This is a genomic window from Escherichia sp. R1 (assembly GCF_003000935.1).
GTDB classification, from domain to species: Bacteria; Pseudomonadota; Gammaproteobacteria; order Enterobacterales; family Enterobacteriaceae; genus Escherichia; species Escherichia coli.
In genome coordinates, this window is the sequence record NZ_PSRU01000002.1 from 1 (window position 1) to 19,883 (window position 19,883).

The following is a 19,883-nucleotide window of genomic DNA, read 5'->3' on the forward strand; positions in this document are numbered from 1 at the left end:
CGCTCTGACTTTCCAGAACCATACGGACTGCCCGTTGACGGACTTCGGGGGAAAAACGAGTATTTTTAGTCATCCTGTTTACCTCTTTCTCAGGAAGTTTAGTCTCCAGGATTCCCGGGGCGGTTCACAAGACTCAAGACTCGTTTTCCGTTGATGATAATGGATCAGGTAATATTTTTGTATGTGGAGATCTTGTAAATAGCAAAGAGAATAAAGTTCAGTTCAATGGAAACAATAACAAACTTATTATAGAAGATGATGTTGAGTGTCGATGGCTTACCGTAATATTTAGGGGTGATAATAATTACGTAAGAATACATAAAAACAGTAAGATTAAAGGTGATATTGTCGCAACAAAAGGTTCAAAAGTTATTATCGGTAGAAGAACGACAATAGGTGCAGGTTTTGAAGTCGTCACTGATAAGTGCAATGTTACAATTGGCCATGACTGCATGATAGCAAGAGATGTTATTTTGCGTGCATCAGATGGGCATCCTATATTTGATATTCATAGCAAAAAAAGGATTAATTGGGCAAAAGATATCATTATATCTAGTTACGTATGGGTAGGGAGAAATGTCTCTATAATGAAAGGGGTATCTGTTGGAAGCGGATCTGTCATTGGGTATGGGAGTATTGTAACTAAAGATGTGCCATCTATGTGTGCAGCAGCCGGTAATCCAGCAAAAATAATAAAAAGAAATATAATATGGGCAAGAACGGATAAAGCGGAGCTAATTAGTGATGACAAGAGATGCTCCAGCTATCATGCGAAGCTCACGCAATAAATATAAAAAATCATGCAGACATATTACCAATATTAATATAAGGTAATAAAAATATAATTTACAAAAAAGCCCGTTGGAAGCGACGGGCATTAACCGCGGTAATGGATAAATTATTAATGTTTTTAGATTGTGAACGATATCATATTGTGCGGAAGTAGTGAAGTAACCATGTGAAATGATTGTTTCATAGCCTATGAGACACACAAGGCTTTGTGCTCTTCGATAGTTGTTAAGGCGGATCACTCTACCTTCTCATCAAGCCAATCCGCCCACCACTGCATCATTTCTCTGCGCTTATCGAGATACTGAGCATGGTTGTAAATTCCACGCACAGAACCGCCGTTGGCATGTGCTAGTTGCACTTCAATAGCATCAGCGGGCCATTCGTGCTCGTTCATAATCGTGCTGAATTCATGCCTGAATCCGTGACCGCTTTCCAGACCCTCATAGCCAATTTGTTTGATCACAAGCAATACCGCGTTCTCGCAGATTGGCTTCTTCTTATCGTTGCGCCCGGCAAAAACAAATTCTGATACTGGTTTAGTGATGGAGCTTAGCGTAGTGAGAAGTTCAACCACCTGGTCTGACATAGGAACAACATGAATCTTGCGGCCCTTCATCACACTGGCGTCGATAGTGATAATCCTGTTTTCAAAATCGACGTTCTTCCATTGCATGGAACGAAGCTCTTTCGTTCTTAGGGCTGTGTAGCGTAAAACTTTGGTCGCAATGAGCGATACGATGCTTCCTGAAAATGTTGCCAGTGCTTTGTTGAATGCAGGGATCTGGTCTGCTGGAAGAAACGGGAAGTTCTTCTTGCGGTATCCTTTCATGGCGTCTGCAAGGTCAGGTGCCGGGTTATATTTAGCCCTACCAGTAACAATAGCGTAACGGAAAACCTCGCCGCATCTTCTGCGTGCTTTGTTGGCTCGCTCCATTGCGCCGCGATCTTCAAATCTGCGGATTACTTCCAGCAGTTGCATCGGCTCAATATCCTGAATCTCAAGACCGCCGATGATGGGTAAAATGTCGTCATCAAACATTTTGGCAAGTTCAGTTGCATAGCCTACAGACCAGACTTGCTTCTTGTGCTCGTACCATTCCTTGTAAATCGCACTAAAGGAATTGTTGTTAGGCGAAGCCTTTTTCGCCTTTACAGGATCGATGCCAACCGAGATGTCTTTCCTCGCGGTCCATGCTTTATCCCTTGCCTCCTGCAAAGTCATAAGCGGATATTTTCCGACGGTCAGGATTTTCTCCTTACCGTCAATCTTGTAGCGAAGCTGCCATACCTTTTTTCCGGATACAGGGACATAAAGGTACAGACCATTACCATCGAGAAGGCGGTATGGTTTTTCTTTCGGCTTTGCTGCTTCAATCTGCTTAACGGTGAGCATGGGTAAAAATCCGGTGGGTAAAATTATTTTATCCACTTTTTACCCGTCATGGAGTGCGGCTGTCAACGATCTGACGCGAACCATTACGAACTGTGAATCTACGGAAGGCTTGATATTCAGGGGATTTTGCGGACTGGTACGGATGGGAGCGAACTGATAAATGGTGTCCCCTGCAGGAATCGAACCTGCAATTAGCCCTTAGGAGGGGCTCGTTATATCCATTTAACTAAGAGGACAATGCGGCATGAGTATACCCGCTAATGGACTACGGGGTAAGTACACAGCCGCTCGATTGCTTAAACCCTCGCCATTTATGCCGGGTTTTTATCATTTTTCTTAATGTTTTCCGCACGTTCTGCTTTTTGACGTGCTTCTACTTTGCGCTTGTTGCTCATGTCGTTACGAATCTGTGCATGACTCATTAACGCGAAGATAAAGGTGCCGCCGCAGATGTTCCCCGCTAAAGTAGGTAGTGCGAAGGGCCAGATGAAATCGCTCCAGTGCAGCGTACCGTTAAACACCAGATAGAGGATTTCTACAGAACCGACAACGATGTGGGTGGTGTCACCCAGGGCAATAAGCCAGGTCATCAATATAATCACCACAATCTTTGCCGCACCCGCTGCAGGAAACATCCATACCATAGTGGCGATCAGCCAGCCGGAAATGATCGCGTTGGCAAACATCTCGCTGGGGGTGTTCTTCATCACATCCATGCCGATTTTGACAAATGCATCGCGAGTTTCTTCATTGAAGATAGGCATATATTCAAATGCCCACGCAGCAATACCTGTCCCGATAATATTACCCAGCAGCACGATGCCCCATAACCGCATAAGTAAGCCGACGTTGCTCATTGTCGGTTTTTGCATGACGGGTAGTACCGCAGTTACGGTGTTTTCGGTAAATAATTGCTGGCGGGCCATTATGACGATAATAAAACCAAAGGTATAACCGAGATTCTCCAGCAAGACGCTGCCCGGCACGCCTTCCAGTTCGACATGAAATATCCCTTTTGCCAGTAGCGAAGCGCCCATCGACAGGCCCGCCGCAATGGCTGACCACAGTAGCGCCATTGCGTCGCGTTCCAGCTCTTTTTCACCATCCTGGCGGATATGCTCATGAATTGCCATCGCCCGGGAGGGGAGTCGGTCTTCATCTATTTCTATTTTTTTACCGCGCTCTTTTTCTTCGCTCTCAACTTCAATTTCGTCGCTGTGTTGATCAATTTTGTCGTTGTCCATGGTCTCTTCTCTTGAATTAGCACGTATAGCTAAAGCGTAGCGGCTTTTTTGCTCGCAACTGGCGGGAGTTACTCTGAAAATGTAGAAAAGGCCGCGTTTGCCTTTTTCTGTTTCTATTGAATCAAGTAGCCTACAGGGCGGCGATTACCAGGCTATGATCAAATCAGCAAATCAGGGCGTCTGGACATCAGTTGACGTGCTGTTACAATCGCCCACACCTAAACAGGCGGATACGGTATCGTTCCGTCATGGATGGCAAACTGCATAAGCCATAAAAAAACAGGGAGACATTTATGAAGCTTCGCCTGTCGGCGCTTGCTCTGGGAACTACGCTTCTGGTGGGGTGTGCGAGTTCCGGTACAGATCAGCAAGGGCGTTCTGACCCGTTAGAAGGGTTTAACCGCACTATGTACAACTTCAACTTCAATGTATTAGACCCGTATATTGTTCGACCGGTCGCTGTCGCCTGGCGTGATTATGTTCCGCAACCTGCGCGTAACGGTTTGAGCAACTTTACCGGCAACCTTGAAGAACCTGCGGTGATGGTTAACTACTTCTTGCAGGGCGACCCTTATCAGGGGATGGTCCACTTTACCCGCTTTTTCCTGAATACCATTTTGGGAATGGGCGGCTTTATTGATGTTGCAGGGATGGCGAACCCGAAACTGCAACGGACTGAACCTCACCGCTTCGGTAGTACGCTTGGTCATTATGGTGTGGGTTATGGGCCGTACGTTCAGTTACCGTTCTACGGTAGCTTCACGCTGCGTGATGACGGTGGTGATATGGCGGATAGTCTTTACCCGGTTCTTTCCTGGCTGACCTGGCCGATGTCTGTGGGTAAATGGACGCTTGAAGGGATAGAAACTCGTGCGCAGTTGTTGGATTCCGACGGTCTGCTGCGTCAGTCGTCCGATCCTTATATTATGGTGCGTGAAGCGTACTTCCAGCGTCATGATTTCATCGCTAATGGCGGTGAACTCAAACCGCAGGAAAATCCGAACGCGCAAGCGATTCAGGATGATTTAAAAGATATCGATTCTGAATAAGAAACAAACAAAAAAGGTGAGTCGCAAAACTCACCTTTTTTCTTATTAAGCTAACGCGTTATCAGAACGCGTAGTTAAAGTTAGTACCGAACAGCCAGGCTTTACCTTCAGACTCGAACTGATATGGGCCTTCGTTAATTTTCACGCTCTGACCGTGCATATAAGAAACACCAACGTCGACTGAAGCATCTTTATTAAATGCGTAAGTCGTACCTGCACTCAGCCAGAAACGGTCCTGGTCCGGAATGGAGATAGAACGATTCTGTGCCGGAACTGGGCTGTCATCAAAGGCGATACCGGTACGGAAGGTCCAGTTATCATCGTAGTAATAAGTGGTACCCAACGCGATGCGGTAAGCATCTTTAAAGCCTTCATGTTTCTGGAACAGCGTGTCGCCACTCGTTGAGGTCGCTTTCAGCTGCTGGAACTGACTCCAGCTGGTGTAAGCCAGGCTATAGTGAATTGCCCACTGCGGAGCAACACGGTTATAACCCGACACTTCCCACATTTCAGGCAGGTTCAGCGTCAGATAACCTGACTGCGTTGCGCCACCTGTCGCGGTAGGAATTGGCAAACCGTAGTTATTAAATGCACGATTAAGATCGCTGCTGTAGTTACCTTTGAAGTCAATTTTCACTTCAGAACGGTAGGTCAGTGCATAGCGGTTATTTTTATCCAGTTCATACAGGATTCCGGCGTTCCAGCCAAAACCCCACTGGTTACCGTTCAGATGAGCGATTTTGGTATTACTGTCGATACCGTTGGCGGTAGCTGCCAATGCTTGCCCTTGCTGAGTTTGTCCAGCAGGAGATTGCATAATCTGACCGGCAACCAGCTGCCCCAGATCGCCTGCGAAACGTTCAATTTTCGCGCGAGCGTAGACGGCGTTGAAACCAAGACCAAAGCTCCATGCATTATTTAAGCGATACGCACCGCTTAAGTTCAGGTTCATGGTTTCAAGGTCGGTTGTACCACCGACAGAACCGCCTGCATAAGTATCGTTAAACTCTGTTGCCAGACCATAGTTAGAGGTAATAGAAGCGCCCCAACCAAATTGGTCGTTAATCGGTGCAACAAAGTGCATGTTCGGAACCCATGCCGTAGGCGCGATGTTATCGGCTTTCAGGCTACGACCAGACGGAGACGTTCCGCTGATATTTACATCCGGATCAATATAAACCGCACCCGCAGAAAATGTCGGGCGGTCAAACATGGTAATCAATGCGGGGTTACGGCTAACGTTACCTGCATCATCGGCAATTGCACCTTCCCCTGAATAAGCCCGGCCCAGGCCAGAGGAAGAAAATTCGTTTAACTGAAAGCCTGCCGACCAGGCCTGGGTGGAGATAAGTGCCACTGCGACTGCGAGAGCAGACTTTGTAAACAGGGTTTTCTGGCTCATGACCATAACCTCAATGATTTATTTTTATACAAACTATGTTACGTGCTGTAACAGGAGCGCGAAGTGTAGGGTCTGAGGTACATCTTAGAAATCAGACCAGTGGCGAGAGTATAGGTCGGACCAGCTGGAATGTTGCAAGTATGTTTCTATCTTTTTTCAGATATGATCTAAGAAACGCGATCCAGCTGGCAAAATTGGGAGGTGGCGCACTCATGGATTCGGGTGAATTTTGTTTTAGATCATTTTTAAGTGTGATTTCGGTCACTTATCCGATTTTGCAGAATTAACAACTGGAGCAGCACTTTCCGGAAGCGTAAAATATCCACAACGTTTATCTGGCACCTTGGGTGCACATACAGAGGAAATCAACGATGAGTAAATGTAGTGCTGATGAAACCCCGGTTTGCTGCTGTATGGATGTTGGCACCATTATGGACAACTCCGACTGCACCGCGTCTTACAGCCGTGTGTTTGCAAACCGCGCAGAAGCAGAACAAACGCTGGCGGCGCTGACTGAAAAAGCCCGTAGCGTGGAATCCGAACCGTGCAAAATCACCCCGACTTTCACTGAAGAGTCTGACGGTGTGCGCCTGGATATCGATTTCACTTTTGCCTGCGAAGCTGAAATGCTGATCTTCCAGCTGGGTCTGCGTTAATTCCTCTCGGGTACATACGCCCCTGTCAGTTGCTGGCAGGGGCGTTTTCTTTTCTCTTCTTCTTTTCTCTTCTTCTTTTCTCTCTGTGTCATAACTCCCACTTTCCCTTTTCTCCACTTGGCTAAATGTAAAAAAATGGTTAAGACTATGATCAGGTCAGACTACTTTATTTATTTTTTTACAGGGGAGTGTTATGGGTCAGGTTTTACCGCTGGTTACCCGCCAGGGCGATCGTATCGCCATTGTTAGCGGTTTACGTACGCCTTTTGCCCGACAGGCGACGGCTTTTCATGGCATTCCCGCGGTTGATTTAGGGAAGATGGTGGTAGGCGAACTGCTGGCACGCACCGAGATCCCCGCTGAAGTGATTGAACAACTGGTCTTCGGTCAGGTTGTGCAAATGCCGGAAGCGCCCAACATTGCCCGTGAAATTGTTCTTGGCACTGGAATGAATGTGCATACCGATGCTTACAGCGTTAGCCGCGCTTGCGCTACCAGTTTCCAGGCGGTTGCAAACGTCGCAGAAAGCCTGATGGCGGGAACTATTCGAGCGGGGATTGCCGGTGGGGCAGATTCCTCTTCCGTATTGCCAATTGGCGTCAGTAAAAAACTGGCGCGCGTACTGGTTGATGTCAACAAAGCCCGCACAATGAGCCAGCGCCTGAAACTTTTTTCTCGCTTACGTTTGCGTGACTTAATGCCGGTGCCTCCGGCAGTGGCGGAATACTCCACTGGATTACGGATGGGGGACACCGCAGAGCAAATGGCGAAAACCTACGGCATCACCCGAGAACAGCAAGATGCACTGGCGCACCGTTCGCATCAGCGTGCCGCTCAGGCGTGGTCAGAAGGTAAACTCAAAGAAGAGGTGATGACTGCCTTTATCCCCCCTTATAAACAACCGCTTGTCGAAGACAACAATATTCGCGGTAATTCCTCTCTTGCTGATTACGCAAAGCTGCGTCCGGCGTTTGATCGTAAACACGGGACGGTAACGGCGGCGAACAGTACGCCGATGACCGATGGCGCGGCAGCGGTGATCCTGATGACTGAATCCCGGGCGAAAGAATTAGGGCTGGTACCGCTGGGGTATCTGCGCAGCTACGCATTTACTGCGATAGATGTCTGGCAGGACATGTTGCTCGGTCCAGCCTGGTCAACACCGCTGGCGCTGGAACGTGCCGGATTGACGATGAGCGATCTGACATTGATCGATATGCACGAAGCCTTTGCCGCCCAGACGCTGGCCAATATTCAGTTGCTTGGCAGCGAACGTTTTGCTCGCGACGTACTGGGGCGTGCACATGCCACTGGCGAAGTGGACGATAGCAAATTTAACGTGCTTGGCGGTTCGATTGCTTATGGACATCCCTTCGCAGCGACCGGCGCGCGGATGATTACCCAGACATTGCATGAACTTCGCCGTCGTGGCGGTGGATTTGGTTTAGTGACCGCCTGTGCTGCGGGTGGGCTTGGCGCAGCAATGGTTCTGGAGGCGGAATAATGGAAATGGCATCAGCGTTTACCCTTAATGTTCGTCTGGACAACATTGCTATCATCACCATCGACGTACCGGGTGAGAAAATGAATACCCTGAAGGTGGAATTTGCCTCGCAGGTACGCGCCATTATTAAGCAACTCCGTGAAAACAAAGAGTTGCGTGGCGTGGTGTTTGTCTCCGCGAAACCAGACAACTTCATTGCTGGCGCAGACATCAAGATGATCGGCAACTGCAAAACGGCGCAAGAAGCGGAAGTACTGGCGCGGCAGGGGCAACAGTTAATGGCGGAGATTCATGCTTTGCCCATTCCGGTTATCGCGGCTATTCATGGCGCTTGCCTGGGCGGCGGGCTGGAGTTGGCGCTGGCGTGCCACGGTCGTGTTTGTACTGACGATCCTAAAACGGTGCTCGGTTTGCCTGAAGTACAACTTGGATTGTTACCCGGTTCAGGCGGTACCCAGCGTTTACCGCGCCTGATAGGTGTCAGCACAGCATTAGAGATGATCCTCACCGGAAAACAACTTCGGGCGAAACAGGCGGTAAAGCTGGGGTTGGTGGATGACGTCGTTCCGCACTCCATATTGCTGGAAGCCGCTGTTGAGCTGGCAAAGCAGGATCGCCCATCTTCACGCCCTCTACCTGTACGCGAGCGTATTCTGGCGGGGCCGTTAGGTCGTGCGCTGCTGTTCAAAATGGTCGGTAAGAAAACAGAACACAAAACGCAAGGTAACTATCCGACGACAGAACGCATCCTGGAGGTTGTCGAAACGGGATTAGCGCAGGGCACCAGCAGCGGCTATGACGCTGAAGCACGGGCGTTTGGCGAACTGGCGATGACGCCGCAATCGCAGGCGCTGCGCAATATCTTTTTTGCCAGTACGGAAGTGAAAAAAGATCCCGGCAGTGATGCGCCGCCTGCGCCATTAAACAGCGTGGGGATTCTAGGTGGTGGCTTGATGGGCGGCGGTATTGCTTATGTCACTGCTTGTAAAGCGGGGCTTCCGGTCAGAATTAAAGATATCAACCCGCAGGGCATAAATCATGCGCTGAAGTACAGTTGGGATCAGCTTGAGGGCAAAGTTCGCCGTCGTCATCTCAAAGCCAGCGAACGTGACAAACAGCTGGCATTAATCTCCGGAACGACGGACTATTGCGGCTTTGCCCATCGCGATCTGATTATTGAAGCGGTGTTTGAAAATCTCGAATTAAAACAACAGATGGTGGCGGAAGTGGAGCAAAATTGCGCTACTCATACCATCTTTGCTTCGAACACGTCATCTTTACCGATTGGCGATATCGCCGCTCACGCCGCGCGACCTGAGCAAGTTATTGGCCTGCATTTCTTCAGTCCGGTGGAAAAAATGCCGCTGGTGGAGATTATTCCTCATGCGAGTACATCGGCGCAAACCATCGCCACCACGGTAAAACTGGCGAAAAAACAGGGCAAAACGCCAATTGTCGTGCGTGACAAAGCGGGGTTTTACGTCAATCGCATCTTAGCGCCTTACATCAATGAAGCTATCCGCATGTTGACCGAAGGCGAGCGTATTGAGCATATCGATGCCGCGCTGGTGAAATTTGGTTTTCCGGTAGGCCCAATCCAACTTTTGGATGAGGTAGGAATCGACACCGGGACTAAAATTATGCCTGTACTGGAAGCCGCTTATGGAGAACGTTTTAGCGCGCCTGCAAATGTTGTTTCTTCAATTTTGAACGACGATCGCAAAGGCAGAAAAAATGGCCGGGGTTTCTATCTTTATGGTCAGAAAGGGCGTAAAAGCAAAAAACAGGTCGATCCCGCCATTTACCCGCTCATTGGCGCACAAGGGCAGGGGCGACTCTCCGCACCGCAGGTTGCTGAACGGTGTGTGATGTTGATGCTGAATGAAGCAGTACGTTGTCTGGACGAGCAGGTTATCCGTAGCGTGCGTGACGGGGATATTGGCGCGGTATTTGGCATTGGTTTTCCGCCATTTCTCGGTGGACCGTTCCGCTATATCGATTCTCTCGGCGCAGGCGAAGTGGTTGCAATAATGCAACGACTGGCCACGCAGTATGGTTCCCGTTTTACCCCTTGCAATCGTTTAGTTGAGATGAGCGAGCGTGGGGAAAGTTTTTGGAAAACAACTGCAACTGACCTGCAATAAGAAGGTCAAAGTTATATGAATCCGCGCTGAATGGCGGAGTGTTGCTCAAAATGTAAACGCATATTGACTATACTTACGCCATTGAGGTAAAAAACAGCGTTTCATTCGGTGAATGGATAAGGCACAATGCCGGCCACCGTTTTCTTTCTCTGGTTTCAGATGAAAGAAAACGGGCGAATCTGGTTAACAAAAGCGGTGCAATATGCAAGTTTTTATCATGCGTCACGGCGACGCAGCCCTCGATGCCGCCAGTGATTCGGTTCGTCCTCTGACTACTAACGGTTGTGACGAATCTCGCCTGATGGCGAACTGGCTGAAAGGTCAAAAAGTGGAAATCGAACGCGTTCTGGTGAGCCCGTTCCTGCGAGCCGAGCAAACACTGGAAGAAGTAGGGGATTGTCTGAACCTGCCTTCCAGTGCAGAAGTTCTGCCGGAGTTAACGCCCTGCGGCGATGTTGGTCTGGTCGGCGCCTATTTGCAGGCGTTGACCAATGAAGGTGTTGCTTCGGTACTGGTGATCTCCCACTTACCGTTAGTCGGGTATCTGGTTGCCGAGTTATGTCCGGGCGAAACGCCGCCTATGTTTACCACTTCAGCGATTGCCAGCGTAACGCTTGATGAAAGCGGAAAAGGCCAATTCAACTGGCAAATGAGCCCTTGTAATTTGAAGATGGCAAAAGCAATTTAAGCAATCAATGCCCGGTTACGTGCGCGTACACCGGGCAGTTTCTCCGTCATACAATCATTCTTTTTCTTGTCTAAATGTTGTTAATATTTAACAACTCTCGATAGTTATTATATTTTCCCATTATTGAATCCCGTAATAAAATAAAGAAGATAATGGTTTTGTGTCTTGAATATATATTTATTGATTTAATTAATATTAAATTTTAGCAATAAATAACGGCAAGGTCATTATAATTTTTTTAGTGTGCTTTATAATCAATTCATTTCCGTTGATTATAATGGTTTGTTTTTTGTTGATAATTCGCATATTTTTTTGTTGGAAATTGGTTAAAGTATTTTGATGATGTATTAATTAATAAAATCTACATGAGAGTTTAAGTATTACTAAATTGAGTTTTTTATAGATAAGACCAAGATACAGACACACCAGAGAATACTTGTTTACATTCTATGATTATATTGGAGTGTATATGTTCAATGGCTAACTATAAGTATTGGACATGACATATATTAATTTTATGTCAGGTGCTTATATTATAACTCTTAATGATTTAAGGACAAATAATGAGTAAGTTTGCCAAAACAGCCATTGCTGCGGCGATGGTCATGGGCGCAGTTGTTTCCAGTTCTGCTTTTGCAGCAGGCAACAACGGTACCGCGCGCTTCTACGGCACCATTGAAGACTCCCCGTGCTCTATCGTTCCAGACGATCACAAACTGGAAGTCGATATGGGTGACATCGGTGCGGCTAAACTGACCGGCGGTGGCACTACCACACCGAAAGATTTCCAGATCCGTTTACAGGATTGCGTGTTTACCACTGAAACAAACATGGAGACCACGTTCACCGGCACTAACTACGCGGGGCCAGCCAACGCAGATAACTATGCGTTATTCAATGTTGACAGCGGTGTTGCCATGAACCACGTGAGCCTGGTAATCGGCGATACCCATGGCAAAGGTTATAAAGTGGGCGAAAAGATTGTTCAGCCAATCGTGATGGATACTTCAACCAGCAAGGGTAAAGACAAGCAAACGCTGAACTTTAAAGCCTGGCTGGTGGGTGAAACCGATGCGCCGGATCTCGGCCAGTTCGAAACCCTGACCACATTCCAGATTACCTATCTCTGATGTGACAACCCCACAGCGTTCTGCTGTGGGGTTATTCAACACGCAACAGATTTACGACTGTTTCACAAACGGATATGTGTATGCCTAATCACTCAAATTTTCGGCTGCGGGGAATCGCCTGCTATATTGCGCTGGCAATCTCTGGTGGGTCAGTCAATGCATGGGCTGATGATTCAATTCAATTTGACCCCCGTTTCCTTGAGTTAAAGGGCGATACGAAAATTGATCTCGGTAAGTTTTCAAAAAAAGGGTATGTCGACGCGGGTAAATATAATTTACGTGTATTTATAAATAAACAACCCCTTTCTGATGAATACGACATTAACTGGTACGTCTCTGAAAACGATCCAACAAAAAACTATGCCTGCCTGACACCTGAGTTAGTGGCGGCGCTGGGGCTGAAAGAAGGGATAGCAAAAAGCCTGCAGTGGACGCACAACGATGAATGCCTTAAACCAGGCCAATTAGACGGGATGGAAGTCGAGAATGATTTAAGCCAGTCGGCGTTGCTGCTGACAGTGCCACAGGCTTACCTCGAATATACCAGCAGCGACTGGGACCCTCCCTCACGCTGGGACGACGGTATTCCTGGCCTGATTGCCGACTACAGCCTCAATGCGCAAACTCGCCACCAGGAGCAGGGGGGCGAGGACTCACATGATATCAGCGGCAACGGTACCGTTGGGGCGAACCTGGGGGCATGGCGTTTCCGTGCAGACTGGCAAAGTGATTATCAGCACACCCGCAGCAACGATGACGACGATGACAGCAGTAACAGCACAACGAGTAAACACTGGGACTGGAGTCGTTATTATGCCTGGCGAGCCTTGCCCTCTTTAAAAGCGAAGCTGTCGCTGGGGGAAGATTATCTCAATTCCGATATTTTCGACGGCTTTAACTATATCGGCAGCAGCGTCAGCACCGATGACCAAATGCTGCCGCCCAACCTGCGCGGCTATGCACCGGATGTTTCCGGCGTGGCGCACAGCAGTGCAAAAGTCACCATTAGCCAGATGGGCCGGGTACTTTACGAAACCCAGGTTCCAGCCGGGCCATTCCGCATTCAGGATATCGGCGACTCCGTCTCCGGCACACTGCACGTCCGCGTTGAAGAACAGAATGGTCAGGTGCAGGAATATGACGTTACGACCGCATCTATGCCATTCCTCACGCGCCAGGGGCAGGTGCGTTACAAAGTGATGATGGGGCGTCCGGAAGACTGGAACCACAAGACCGAAGGCGGCTTTTTCTCCGGCGGAGAAGCGTCATGGGGGGTGGCAGATGGCTGGTCGCTCTACGGTGGTGCGCTGGCAGATAAACACTATCAGTCGGCGGCGATGGGGGTGGGGCGCGACCTCGCACAGTTTGGCGCGCTGGCGTTCGATGTGACTCACTCGCACGTCAACCTGGATCATGACAGCGCATACGGCAAAGGAAAACTGGACGGCAACTCCTTTCGCGTGAGCTATGCCAAAGACTTTGACGAACTCAACAGCCGCGTCACCTTTGCAGGCTACCGTTTTTCTGAAAAGAACTTCATGACCATGAGCGAGTATCTGGACGCGAACCAGTCGGACATGGCGCGGACCGGTAACGACAAAGAGATGTATACGATCACCTATAACCAGAACTTTGCCGCTGCGGGTGTCTCGATCTATCTCAACTACTCCCATCGTACTTACTGGGATCGCCCGGAACAGACAAACTATAACTTGATGTTTTCCCACTATTTTAATATGGGGAGCATTCGCAACATGAGCATCTCGGTGACCGGCTATCGCTACGAATATGACGATAATGCGGATAAGGGGATGTACCTCAGTATGAGCATTCCCTGGAGCGACAGCAGCACCGTGACCTACAACGGTTCCTACGGCAGCGGGTCGGACAGCAGCCAGGTCGGTTACTTTAAGCGCGTCGATGACGCAACGCACTACCAGGTTAACGTTGGCACCAGCGAGCAGCACGGCAGCGTGGATGGTTATCTGAGCCACGACGGTTCGCTGGCGAAGGTTGATCTCAGCGCCAACTACCATGAAGGGGAATACCGTTCGGCGGGGATCGCCTTACAGGGCGGGGCAACGCTGACCGCGCATGGTGGGGCGCTGCACCGTACCCAGAACATGGGCGGCACGCGCCTGCTGATTGACGCCGACGGGATTGCCAACGTGCCGGTCGAAAGCAACGGCGCGCCGGTGTACACCAATATGTTTGGCAAGGCGGTGGTCGCCGATATTAACAACTACTATCGCAATCAGGCGTATATCGATTTAAACAACTTGCCGGAAGATGCGGAAGCCACCCAGTCGGTGGTGCAGGCGACTCTGACGGAAGGCGCAATCGGCTATCGTAAATTCAAAGTGATCAGCGGGCAAAAAGCGATGGCGGTACTGCGGTTGCGTGACGGTAGCTACCCGCCGTTTGGCGCGGAAGTGAAAAACGACGAGCAGCAGCAGGTTGGCATTGTGGATGATGAAGGCAATGTCTATCTGGCGGGGGTCAATGCGGGCGAGCATATGATGGTGTTCTGGGAAGGCAGCGCACAATGCGAGATCGTATTGCCGAAGCCGCTACCTGCCGATTTGTTCAGCGGCCTGTTGTTGCCGTGTGAACAAAAGGGAACGGCAGCCCCTGATTCTTCAGCGCCAGAAATTAAGCCTGTTATTCAGGACCAGACGCGGCAAGTCACACCAACGGAAGCGCCGACGTCAATTTCAGCAACTCAATAATCTGATTAAGGAACGATCAATGTCTTATAAATTATCCTGTCCAATGCTCGTCAGCACAGCGCTGATGGCACTGCTTACCACCGCCAGCCTGACGGCGCATGCATCGGTCACCCCGGATCGCACCCGTCTGGTGTTTAACGAAAGCGATAAATCGATCAGCGTGACGTTGCGTAACAACAACGAAAAGCTGCCTTACCTGGCGCAAAGCTGGCTGGAAGACGAGAAGGGCAACAAAATCACCTCGCCGCTGGCGGTACTGCCGCCGGTGCAGCGTATTGACGCCATGATGAACGGCCAGGTGAAGATTCAGGCGCTGCCGGACATTCACTCGCTGCCGTCGGACCGCGAAAGCCTGTTCTACTATAACGTGCGTGAGATCCCGCCAAAGACCGGGAAAGCCAACACCCTGCAAATTGCGCTGCAAACGCGCATCAAGCTGTTCTGGCGACCAAAGGCGCTGGAGAAGATTGACATGAGAAAACCGTGGCAGTTTAAGGTCACACTCACGCGCAGCGGCCAGGACTATACCGTCAATAACCCGACGCCGTACCACGTCATCATCAGCGATGCCAGCACACAGAAGAAAGGGCTGACCGCCGCCGGGTTTAAACCGCTGGTGATGCCACCGAAAACGTCACAACCGTTAAAGGCAAAAATGGCGAGCGCCCCGGTGCTGACCTATATCAACGACTACGGCGCGCGCATGCCGCTGATCTTCCGTTGTGAAGGGAACACCTGCAAGGTGGATGAAGATCAAAGCAGCAAAGGTTGATAACGGGAGAAGCAACATGAAAGCGTTCTTTCTGACCGGATCTGCCGCGCTATTGCTGGCCTGTGGCGTGACCGTTTTCCCGGCAATGGCGGGCGGCAAAATCGTCAATTTGACGTTGCGCGTGCTGGTGGATGGACCGCCGCCCTGTTCGGTAAAGGGAAGCGTGGTGGAGTGCGGCAATGTGATTATTAAAAGCATTGATGGTGCCAACTACCGTCAGCCAGTGGGCTACACCCTGAACTGCTCAAACAGTGTCAGCGACGACCTGCAAATGCAGCTTCAGGCCACCACCACGACCATCAACGGCGAAACGGTGCTGAGTACTGGAATCAGCGGTTTTGGCATTCGTATTCAGAATGCTGTCGATCATTCGCTGGTGGCAGTAGGTAACAGTAGCTGGCTGCCGTTCAACATCAATACTCAGCCAGACTTCGAAGCCGTTCCGGTGAAGCAGAGCGGTGTGGAACTGATGGCATCGGAGTTTAACGCGACCATGACCATGGTGGTGGACTACCAATGAAACGACTCGCATGGTGCTTAATTTACGGTTTTGCTGGCCTGGTGCAGGCCGCGATTAACGACGTTACTTTTCACGGCACGCTGGTTTCGCCGCCCGCCTGTACTATCAGCGATGGTAAGACGATCGAAGTTGAGTTTCGCAACGTCATTATCGACAACATTAACGGCGATAATTTCCGTCAGGATGTGCCTTACACCATCACATGTGACCCCGATGTGCGCGACGACGCCTGGGAGATGAGCCTGACCTGGACGGGCAGCCAAACCCCTTATGATGATTCCGCCATTGAAACGGACGTTAGCGGCCTGGGGATTGAGCTACAGCAAAACGGCCAGCCGTTTAAGCTGGGAACACCGTTGAAAATTGACCCGTCAACGCCGCCAACGCTGCAAGCTGTGCCGGTGAAAGCCAATGATGCGGCGCTCAGCGACGGAACCTTTTCTGCCTACGCAACATTACAGGTGGATTACCAATGAACCTAAAACGGATATCTCACTGCGCGGCTGCACTGGCGACGGTGCTGCTGACGCCCCATGTTCAGGCGGCTGACAACCTGCATTTCTACGGCAATTTACTCAGCAAGTCCTGCACGTTAGTCGTTCAGGGCGAGTCGCTGGCGGACGTGCATTTCCCCACCGTTAGCCGCAAAGACCTGATGGTGACCGGGCAGTCGGCGCGGGTGCCGGTAGTGTTTCAGTTGAAAGATTGTAAAGGGCCAGCCCAGTATGAGGTTCGGGTGACGCTGACCGGTACAGAAGACAGTGAACAGCCCGGCTTTCTGGCGCTGGATGCGTCCTCAGGGGCGCAGGGCGTGGGGATTGGCATGGAAAAAACCGATGGAACACCGGTGCCGATTAACAATACCAGCGGCGCGACCTTTGTGCTGAGTAACGGCAATAACAATCTGAATTTTAATGCCTGGCTCCAGGCGAAAAGCGGCCGGGAAGTGACGATGGGTGAATTTACCGCTTCTTTAACCGCAACGTTTGAGTACATTTAAGATGAAAATAACTAACTTGCTGTTTCGTCTTTTGATCCTGATGGTTTTTATGCTCGGTAGTCGGGCCGGGATGGGGCAGACATTTCGTAATGTGTATATCTACTATGCTACGTTTGGCTGGAATAGTCAGGTCGAACTGTATCTTGATGTTGCTGAGGTTTCGAGTGTTTACTACGGTACCTATTATCAAAGTAATTATGTTATGACGCTTGGCAACTTACCCAATCGCACATGGACAGGAACGGGCAGTTCTCCTGCGCCGACGATTACGGTAAAAGATGGGACAACTGTAAATAATTCATTTTGTCCGGGCATGGAGGCACTGGAAGCCAAAGACAGCCGCTGGGAATGTCTCAAGCTGCCTCTGGATATTACCGTCGATGGTGATGTGGGAGGCTGCCCGTGGTTAGTGAGTATCAGAGCCACCAGCCAGGTTGTGGTCGGTTCTGTTGATAAAGATATCTATTATGGACCAAATGCAACCGTGTCCGTGTGCCCAACCGTGTCAGTTACGCCGTATGATGTTTCATGGGATGAAAACTATATCAATAAAACGAAAACACTGTCTTTGCAATCGACGGGCGGAGTAATTGAAAAAACGCTTTCAACCTATCTGATGAAAGACGGCAAACTATGTGATGGCTCGCAAATGAATGAAGAGGGCGCTTACTGTCGCTGGGTCGCGCAAATGATCACGTTTTCATCGTCAGGCTGCGATAATGCTAATGTTACGGTGACGCCAAACAGACATCCCATTACTGACAAACAACTGCACGACATGGTGGTGCATGTTGATACCAGCAGCCGCCAGCCCATTGATTCCACCTGCCGCTTCCAGTACACGCTCAACGAGCTGTAGCGTATACACCACACAACGGGGCCATCAGGCCCCGTTGTCCGTTATGTCATGCGGTCATCCAGTTTTTTAGAATATTCGCCATCACGGGAGCGAAAGGTGCCAGATAACCGTCGACGAGGGTGAGTAATTCGTCGATAAGCGCTTGCAGCAGGTCGTCATCCTCAAGCCCCTCTGAAGGGGCAATGCCATTAGCCCACAGAAGGCTGTCGGAAAGCTGCTTACGTTTTTCAATTAATGCCCGATTATTACGTTCATTATCGCCAGGGTTGAGACGCCAGTATTCAAGGCTAAATGGACAGACTCGTCCACCTTTAAATATTCAGGGCAATTCCGGCGGCAGCCACTCATCTACTTCTATCAACACCAGCAATGCCGCATCACCACCATACTCTTTTGGTGCCTGGTGAAATGCCATTACATGGGGATGTTGCGCCAGCCACAGTGGCGTTTGCTGCTTTAAAATATGCTTACCATGACCATGCATCACACAGGCGCAAAACACATGTTCACGGCGGCAGGCGGCAATCAACGCCCCCAGTTCCTGTTTGGCTTGTAGCTGCGTCAGACCGTGCAAATCAAGAAACAACTCCGGGGAATAATCACCGCGCCGCAGTTTCTTCGCTTCAAAATGGCTGACATCCGGGCGAACATATTTCACCGGACCTTCAGTATTTAATAATGGTTGAAACTCGTCAGAGAAATAATGGCTGGCATCGGCCTGCTCCTGAATCAACCGCTTGACCGGTACTTCGCTGATTTTCTTGCGTTGTGGTCGATGGACAATCGTGTCCTGCTTAATCTTGCGAGTCCCCGCCATCAACTGGCGAAACAGCGCCTGGTCCTCCTCGCTAAGTGTTGTTTTCTTTTTCATTTAACTGTCTCTATTTCTAATTTTCCTACAGTTTACCCGACTCGTAGCACAATCGATCGTTTTAAACGTATTTTTCCTCACTCACCGCGCGTGAATGCTGATTTATCGTCATCTTCATGGCAAACTAGCCGCCGAAATTATTGCGATCATGCCCTGGAGGAATACGTGGATAAAATTTTCGTTGATGAAGCAGTAAATGAGCTGCAAACCATTCAGGACATGTTGCGCTGGTCGGTGAGCCGCTTCAGCGCGGCGAATATCTGGTACGGCCACGGCACCGATAACCCGTGGGATGAAGCCGTGCAACTGGTGTTGCCTTCGCTCTACCTGCCGCTGGATATTCCGGAAGACATGCGCACCGCGCGTCTGACCTCCAGCGAAAAACACCGTATTGTTGAGCGCGTGATCCGCCGCGTCAACGAGCGCATTCCGGTGGCTTACCTGACCAACAAAGCCTGGTTCTGCGGCCATGAATTTTACGTCGATGAACGCGTGCTGGTGCCGCGCTCGCCGATTGGTGAACTGATCAACAATAAATTTGCCGGACTCATCAGCAAGCAACCGCAGCATATTTTAGATATGTGTACCGGTAGCGGCTGCATCGCCATTGCCTGTGCTTATGCCTTCCCGGAAGCGGAAGTCGACGCGGTGGACATCTCTCCAGACGCGCTGGCGGTTGCTGAACAGAACATCGAAGAACACGGTTTGATCCACAACGTCATTCCGATTCGTTCCGACTTGTTCCGTGACTTGCCGAAAGTGCAGTACGACCTGATCGTCACCAACCCGCCGTACGTCGATGCAGAAGATATGTCCGACCTGCCAAACGAATACCGCCACGAGCCGGAACTGGGTCTGGCATCTGGCACCGACGGCCTGAAACTGACGCGTCGCATTCTCGGTAACGCGGCAGATTACCTCGCTGATGATGGCGTGCTGATTTGTGAAGTCGGCAACAGCATGGTACATCTTATGGAACAATATCCGGATGTTCCGTTCACCTGGCTGGAGTTTGATAACGGCGGCGATGGTGTGTTTATGCTCACCAAAGAGCAGCTGCTGGCGGTCCGTGAACATTTCGCGATTTATAAAGATTAAGTAAACACGCAAACACAACAATAACGGAGCCG

Annotated in this window: 18 protein-coding genes and 1 tRNA gene; 14 read left to right on the forward strand and 5 right to left on the reverse strand. The window is 50.0% G+C overall.

The window, feature by feature from the left end:
- Positions 1-452: 452 nt before the first annotated feature.
- Positions 453-788: an acyltransferase gene (locus tag C4F37_RS27695; RefSeq protein WP_011478229.1), complete on the forward strand. Its 336-nt coding sequence runs from the start codon at positions 453-455 to the stop codon at positions 786-788.
- Between the two features lie 239 nt (positions 789-1,027).
- Here C4F37_RS27695 and intS read toward each other — a convergent pair whose 3' ends face one another.
- The 3 genes from intS to C4F37_RS02765 all read right to left on the reverse strand — a co-directional run bounded on the left by intS (position 1,028) and on the right by C4F37_RS02765 (position 3,429).
- On the reverse strand, positions 1,028-2,185 hold the full coding sequence (intS, locus tag C4F37_RS02755; RefSeq protein WP_023351771.1) for a prophage integrase IntS: 1,158 nt from the start codon (positions 2,183-2,185) through the stop codon (positions 1,028-1,030).
- Positions 2,186-2,346: 161 nt separating this feature from the next.
- Positions 2,347-2,421, reverse strand: a tRNA-Arg gene (locus C4F37_RS02760).
- Between the two features lie 75 nt (positions 2,422-2,496).
- Positions 2,497-3,429, reverse strand: a complete 933-nt coding sequence (locus C4F37_RS02765; RefSeq protein ID WP_001539260.1) for a formate/nitrite transporter family protein — start codon at positions 3,427-3,429, stop codon at positions 2,497-2,499.
- A 293-nt stretch (positions 3,430-3,722) separates the two neighbouring features.
- Here C4F37_RS02765 and mlaA point away from each other — a divergent pair, with 293 nt between their 5' ends.
- Positions 3,723-4,478 carry a phospholipid-binding lipoprotein MlaA gene (mlaA, locus tag C4F37_RS02775; protein WP_000776774.1) on the forward strand — a complete coding sequence of 252 codons (756 nt, stop codon included), beginning with the start codon at positions 3,723-3,725 and terminating at the stop codon, positions 4,476-4,478.
- Positions 4,479-4,539: 61 nt separating this feature from the next.
- Here mlaA and fadL read toward each other — a convergent pair whose 3' ends face one another.
- Positions 4,540-5,880 (reverse strand): long-chain fatty acid transporter FadL, encoded by a 1,341-nt coding sequence (fadL, locus tag C4F37_RS02780; RefSeq protein WP_001298574.1) that lies wholly within the window; start codon positions 5,878-5,880, stop codon positions 4,540-4,542.
- A 371-nt stretch (positions 5,881-6,251) separates the two neighbouring features.
- Between fadL and C4F37_RS02790 the strand changes: the two genes are divergently transcribed.
- The 11 genes from C4F37_RS02790 (at position 6,252) to C4F37_RS02840 (ending at position 17,882) form a co-directional block, all read left to right on the forward strand.
- Positions 6,252-6,536, forward strand: coding sequence for a YfcZ/YiiS family protein (locus C4F37_RS02790; protein WP_001296261.1), 285 nt, complete (start codon positions 6,252-6,254; stop codon positions 6,534-6,536).
- Positions 6,537-6,729: 193 nt separating this feature from the next.
- Positions 6,730-8,040, forward strand: coding sequence for an acetyl-CoA C-acyltransferase FadI (fadI, locus tag C4F37_RS02795; protein WP_001774008.1), 1,311 nt, complete (start codon positions 6,730-6,732; stop codon positions 8,038-8,040).
- Positions 8,040-10,184: a fatty acid oxidation complex subunit alpha FadJ gene (fadJ, locus tag C4F37_RS02800; protein WP_001539257.1), complete on the forward strand. Its 2,145-nt coding sequence runs from the start codon at positions 8,040-8,042 to the stop codon at positions 10,182-10,184. Before fadI ends, fadJ begins: the two co-directional genes overlap by 1 nt.
- A 202-nt stretch (positions 10,185-10,386) precedes the next feature.
- On the forward strand, positions 10,387-10,872 hold the full coding sequence (gene sixA, locus C4F37_RS02805; protein WP_001195816.1) for a phosphohistidine phosphatase SixA: 486 nt from the start codon (positions 10,387-10,389) through the stop codon (positions 10,870-10,872).
- A 563-nt stretch (positions 10,873-11,435) separates the two neighbouring features.
- Positions 11,436-12,002 (forward strand): fimbrial protein, encoded by a 567-nt coding sequence (locus C4F37_RS02810; RefSeq protein ID WP_000032637.1) that lies wholly within the window; start codon positions 11,436-11,438, stop codon positions 12,000-12,002.
- A gap of 80 nt (positions 12,003-12,082) precedes the next feature.
- Positions 12,083-14,731 (forward strand): fimbrial biogenesis outer membrane usher protein, encoded by a 2,649-nt coding sequence (locus tag C4F37_RS02815; protein ID WP_001539255.1) that lies wholly within the window; start codon positions 12,083-12,085, stop codon positions 14,729-14,731.
- Positions 14,732-14,750: 19 nt separating this feature from the next.
- Entirely contained in the window at positions 14,751-15,503 is a 753-nt protein-coding gene (locus C4F37_RS02820; RefSeq protein WP_001539253.1) for a fimbria/pilus periplasmic chaperone, read from the forward strand.
- Positions 15,504-15,519: 16 nt separating this feature from the next.
- Positions 15,520-16,023: a fimbrial protein gene (locus C4F37_RS02825; protein ID WP_001774007.1), complete on the forward strand. Its 504-nt coding sequence runs from the start codon at positions 15,520-15,522 to the stop codon at positions 16,021-16,023.
- Complete coding sequence (locus tag C4F37_RS02830; protein ID WP_001539250.1) at positions 16,020-16,499, forward strand: fimbrial protein; 480 nt, start codon at positions 16,020-16,022, stop codon at positions 16,497-16,499. Before C4F37_RS02825 ends, C4F37_RS02830 begins: the two co-directional genes overlap by 4 nt.
- Positions 16,496-17,023, forward strand: coding sequence for a fimbrial protein (locus C4F37_RS02835; RefSeq protein ID WP_001539249.1), 528 nt, complete (start codon positions 16,496-16,498; stop codon positions 17,021-17,023). The genes C4F37_RS02830 and C4F37_RS02835 overlap by 4 nt, the downstream gene beginning before the upstream one ends.
- Position 17,024: 1 nt before the next feature.
- A complete protein-coding gene (locus tag C4F37_RS02840; protein ID WP_001539247.1) occupies positions 17,025-17,882 on the forward strand; it encodes a StfH/YfcO family fimbrial adhesin in 858 nt (285 codons plus the stop codon).
- A 319-nt stretch (positions 17,883-18,201) separates the two neighbouring features.
- Here C4F37_RS02840 and smrB read toward each other — a convergent pair whose 3' ends face one another.
- Positions 18,202-18,753, reverse strand: coding sequence for an endonuclease SmrB (gene smrB, locus C4F37_RS02850; RefSeq protein ID WP_000730805.1), 552 nt, complete (start codon positions 18,751-18,753; stop codon positions 18,202-18,204).
- A gap of 165 nt (positions 18,754-18,918) precedes the next feature.
- Here smrB and prmB point away from each other — a divergent pair, with 165 nt between their 5' ends.
- Positions 18,919-19,851: a 50S ribosomal protein L3 N(5)-glutamine methyltransferase gene (gene prmB / locus C4F37_RS02855; RefSeq protein WP_001539244.1), complete on the forward strand. Its 933-nt coding sequence runs from the start codon at positions 18,919-18,921 to the stop codon at positions 19,849-19,851.
- Positions 19,852-19,883 lie beyond the last annotated feature (32 nt).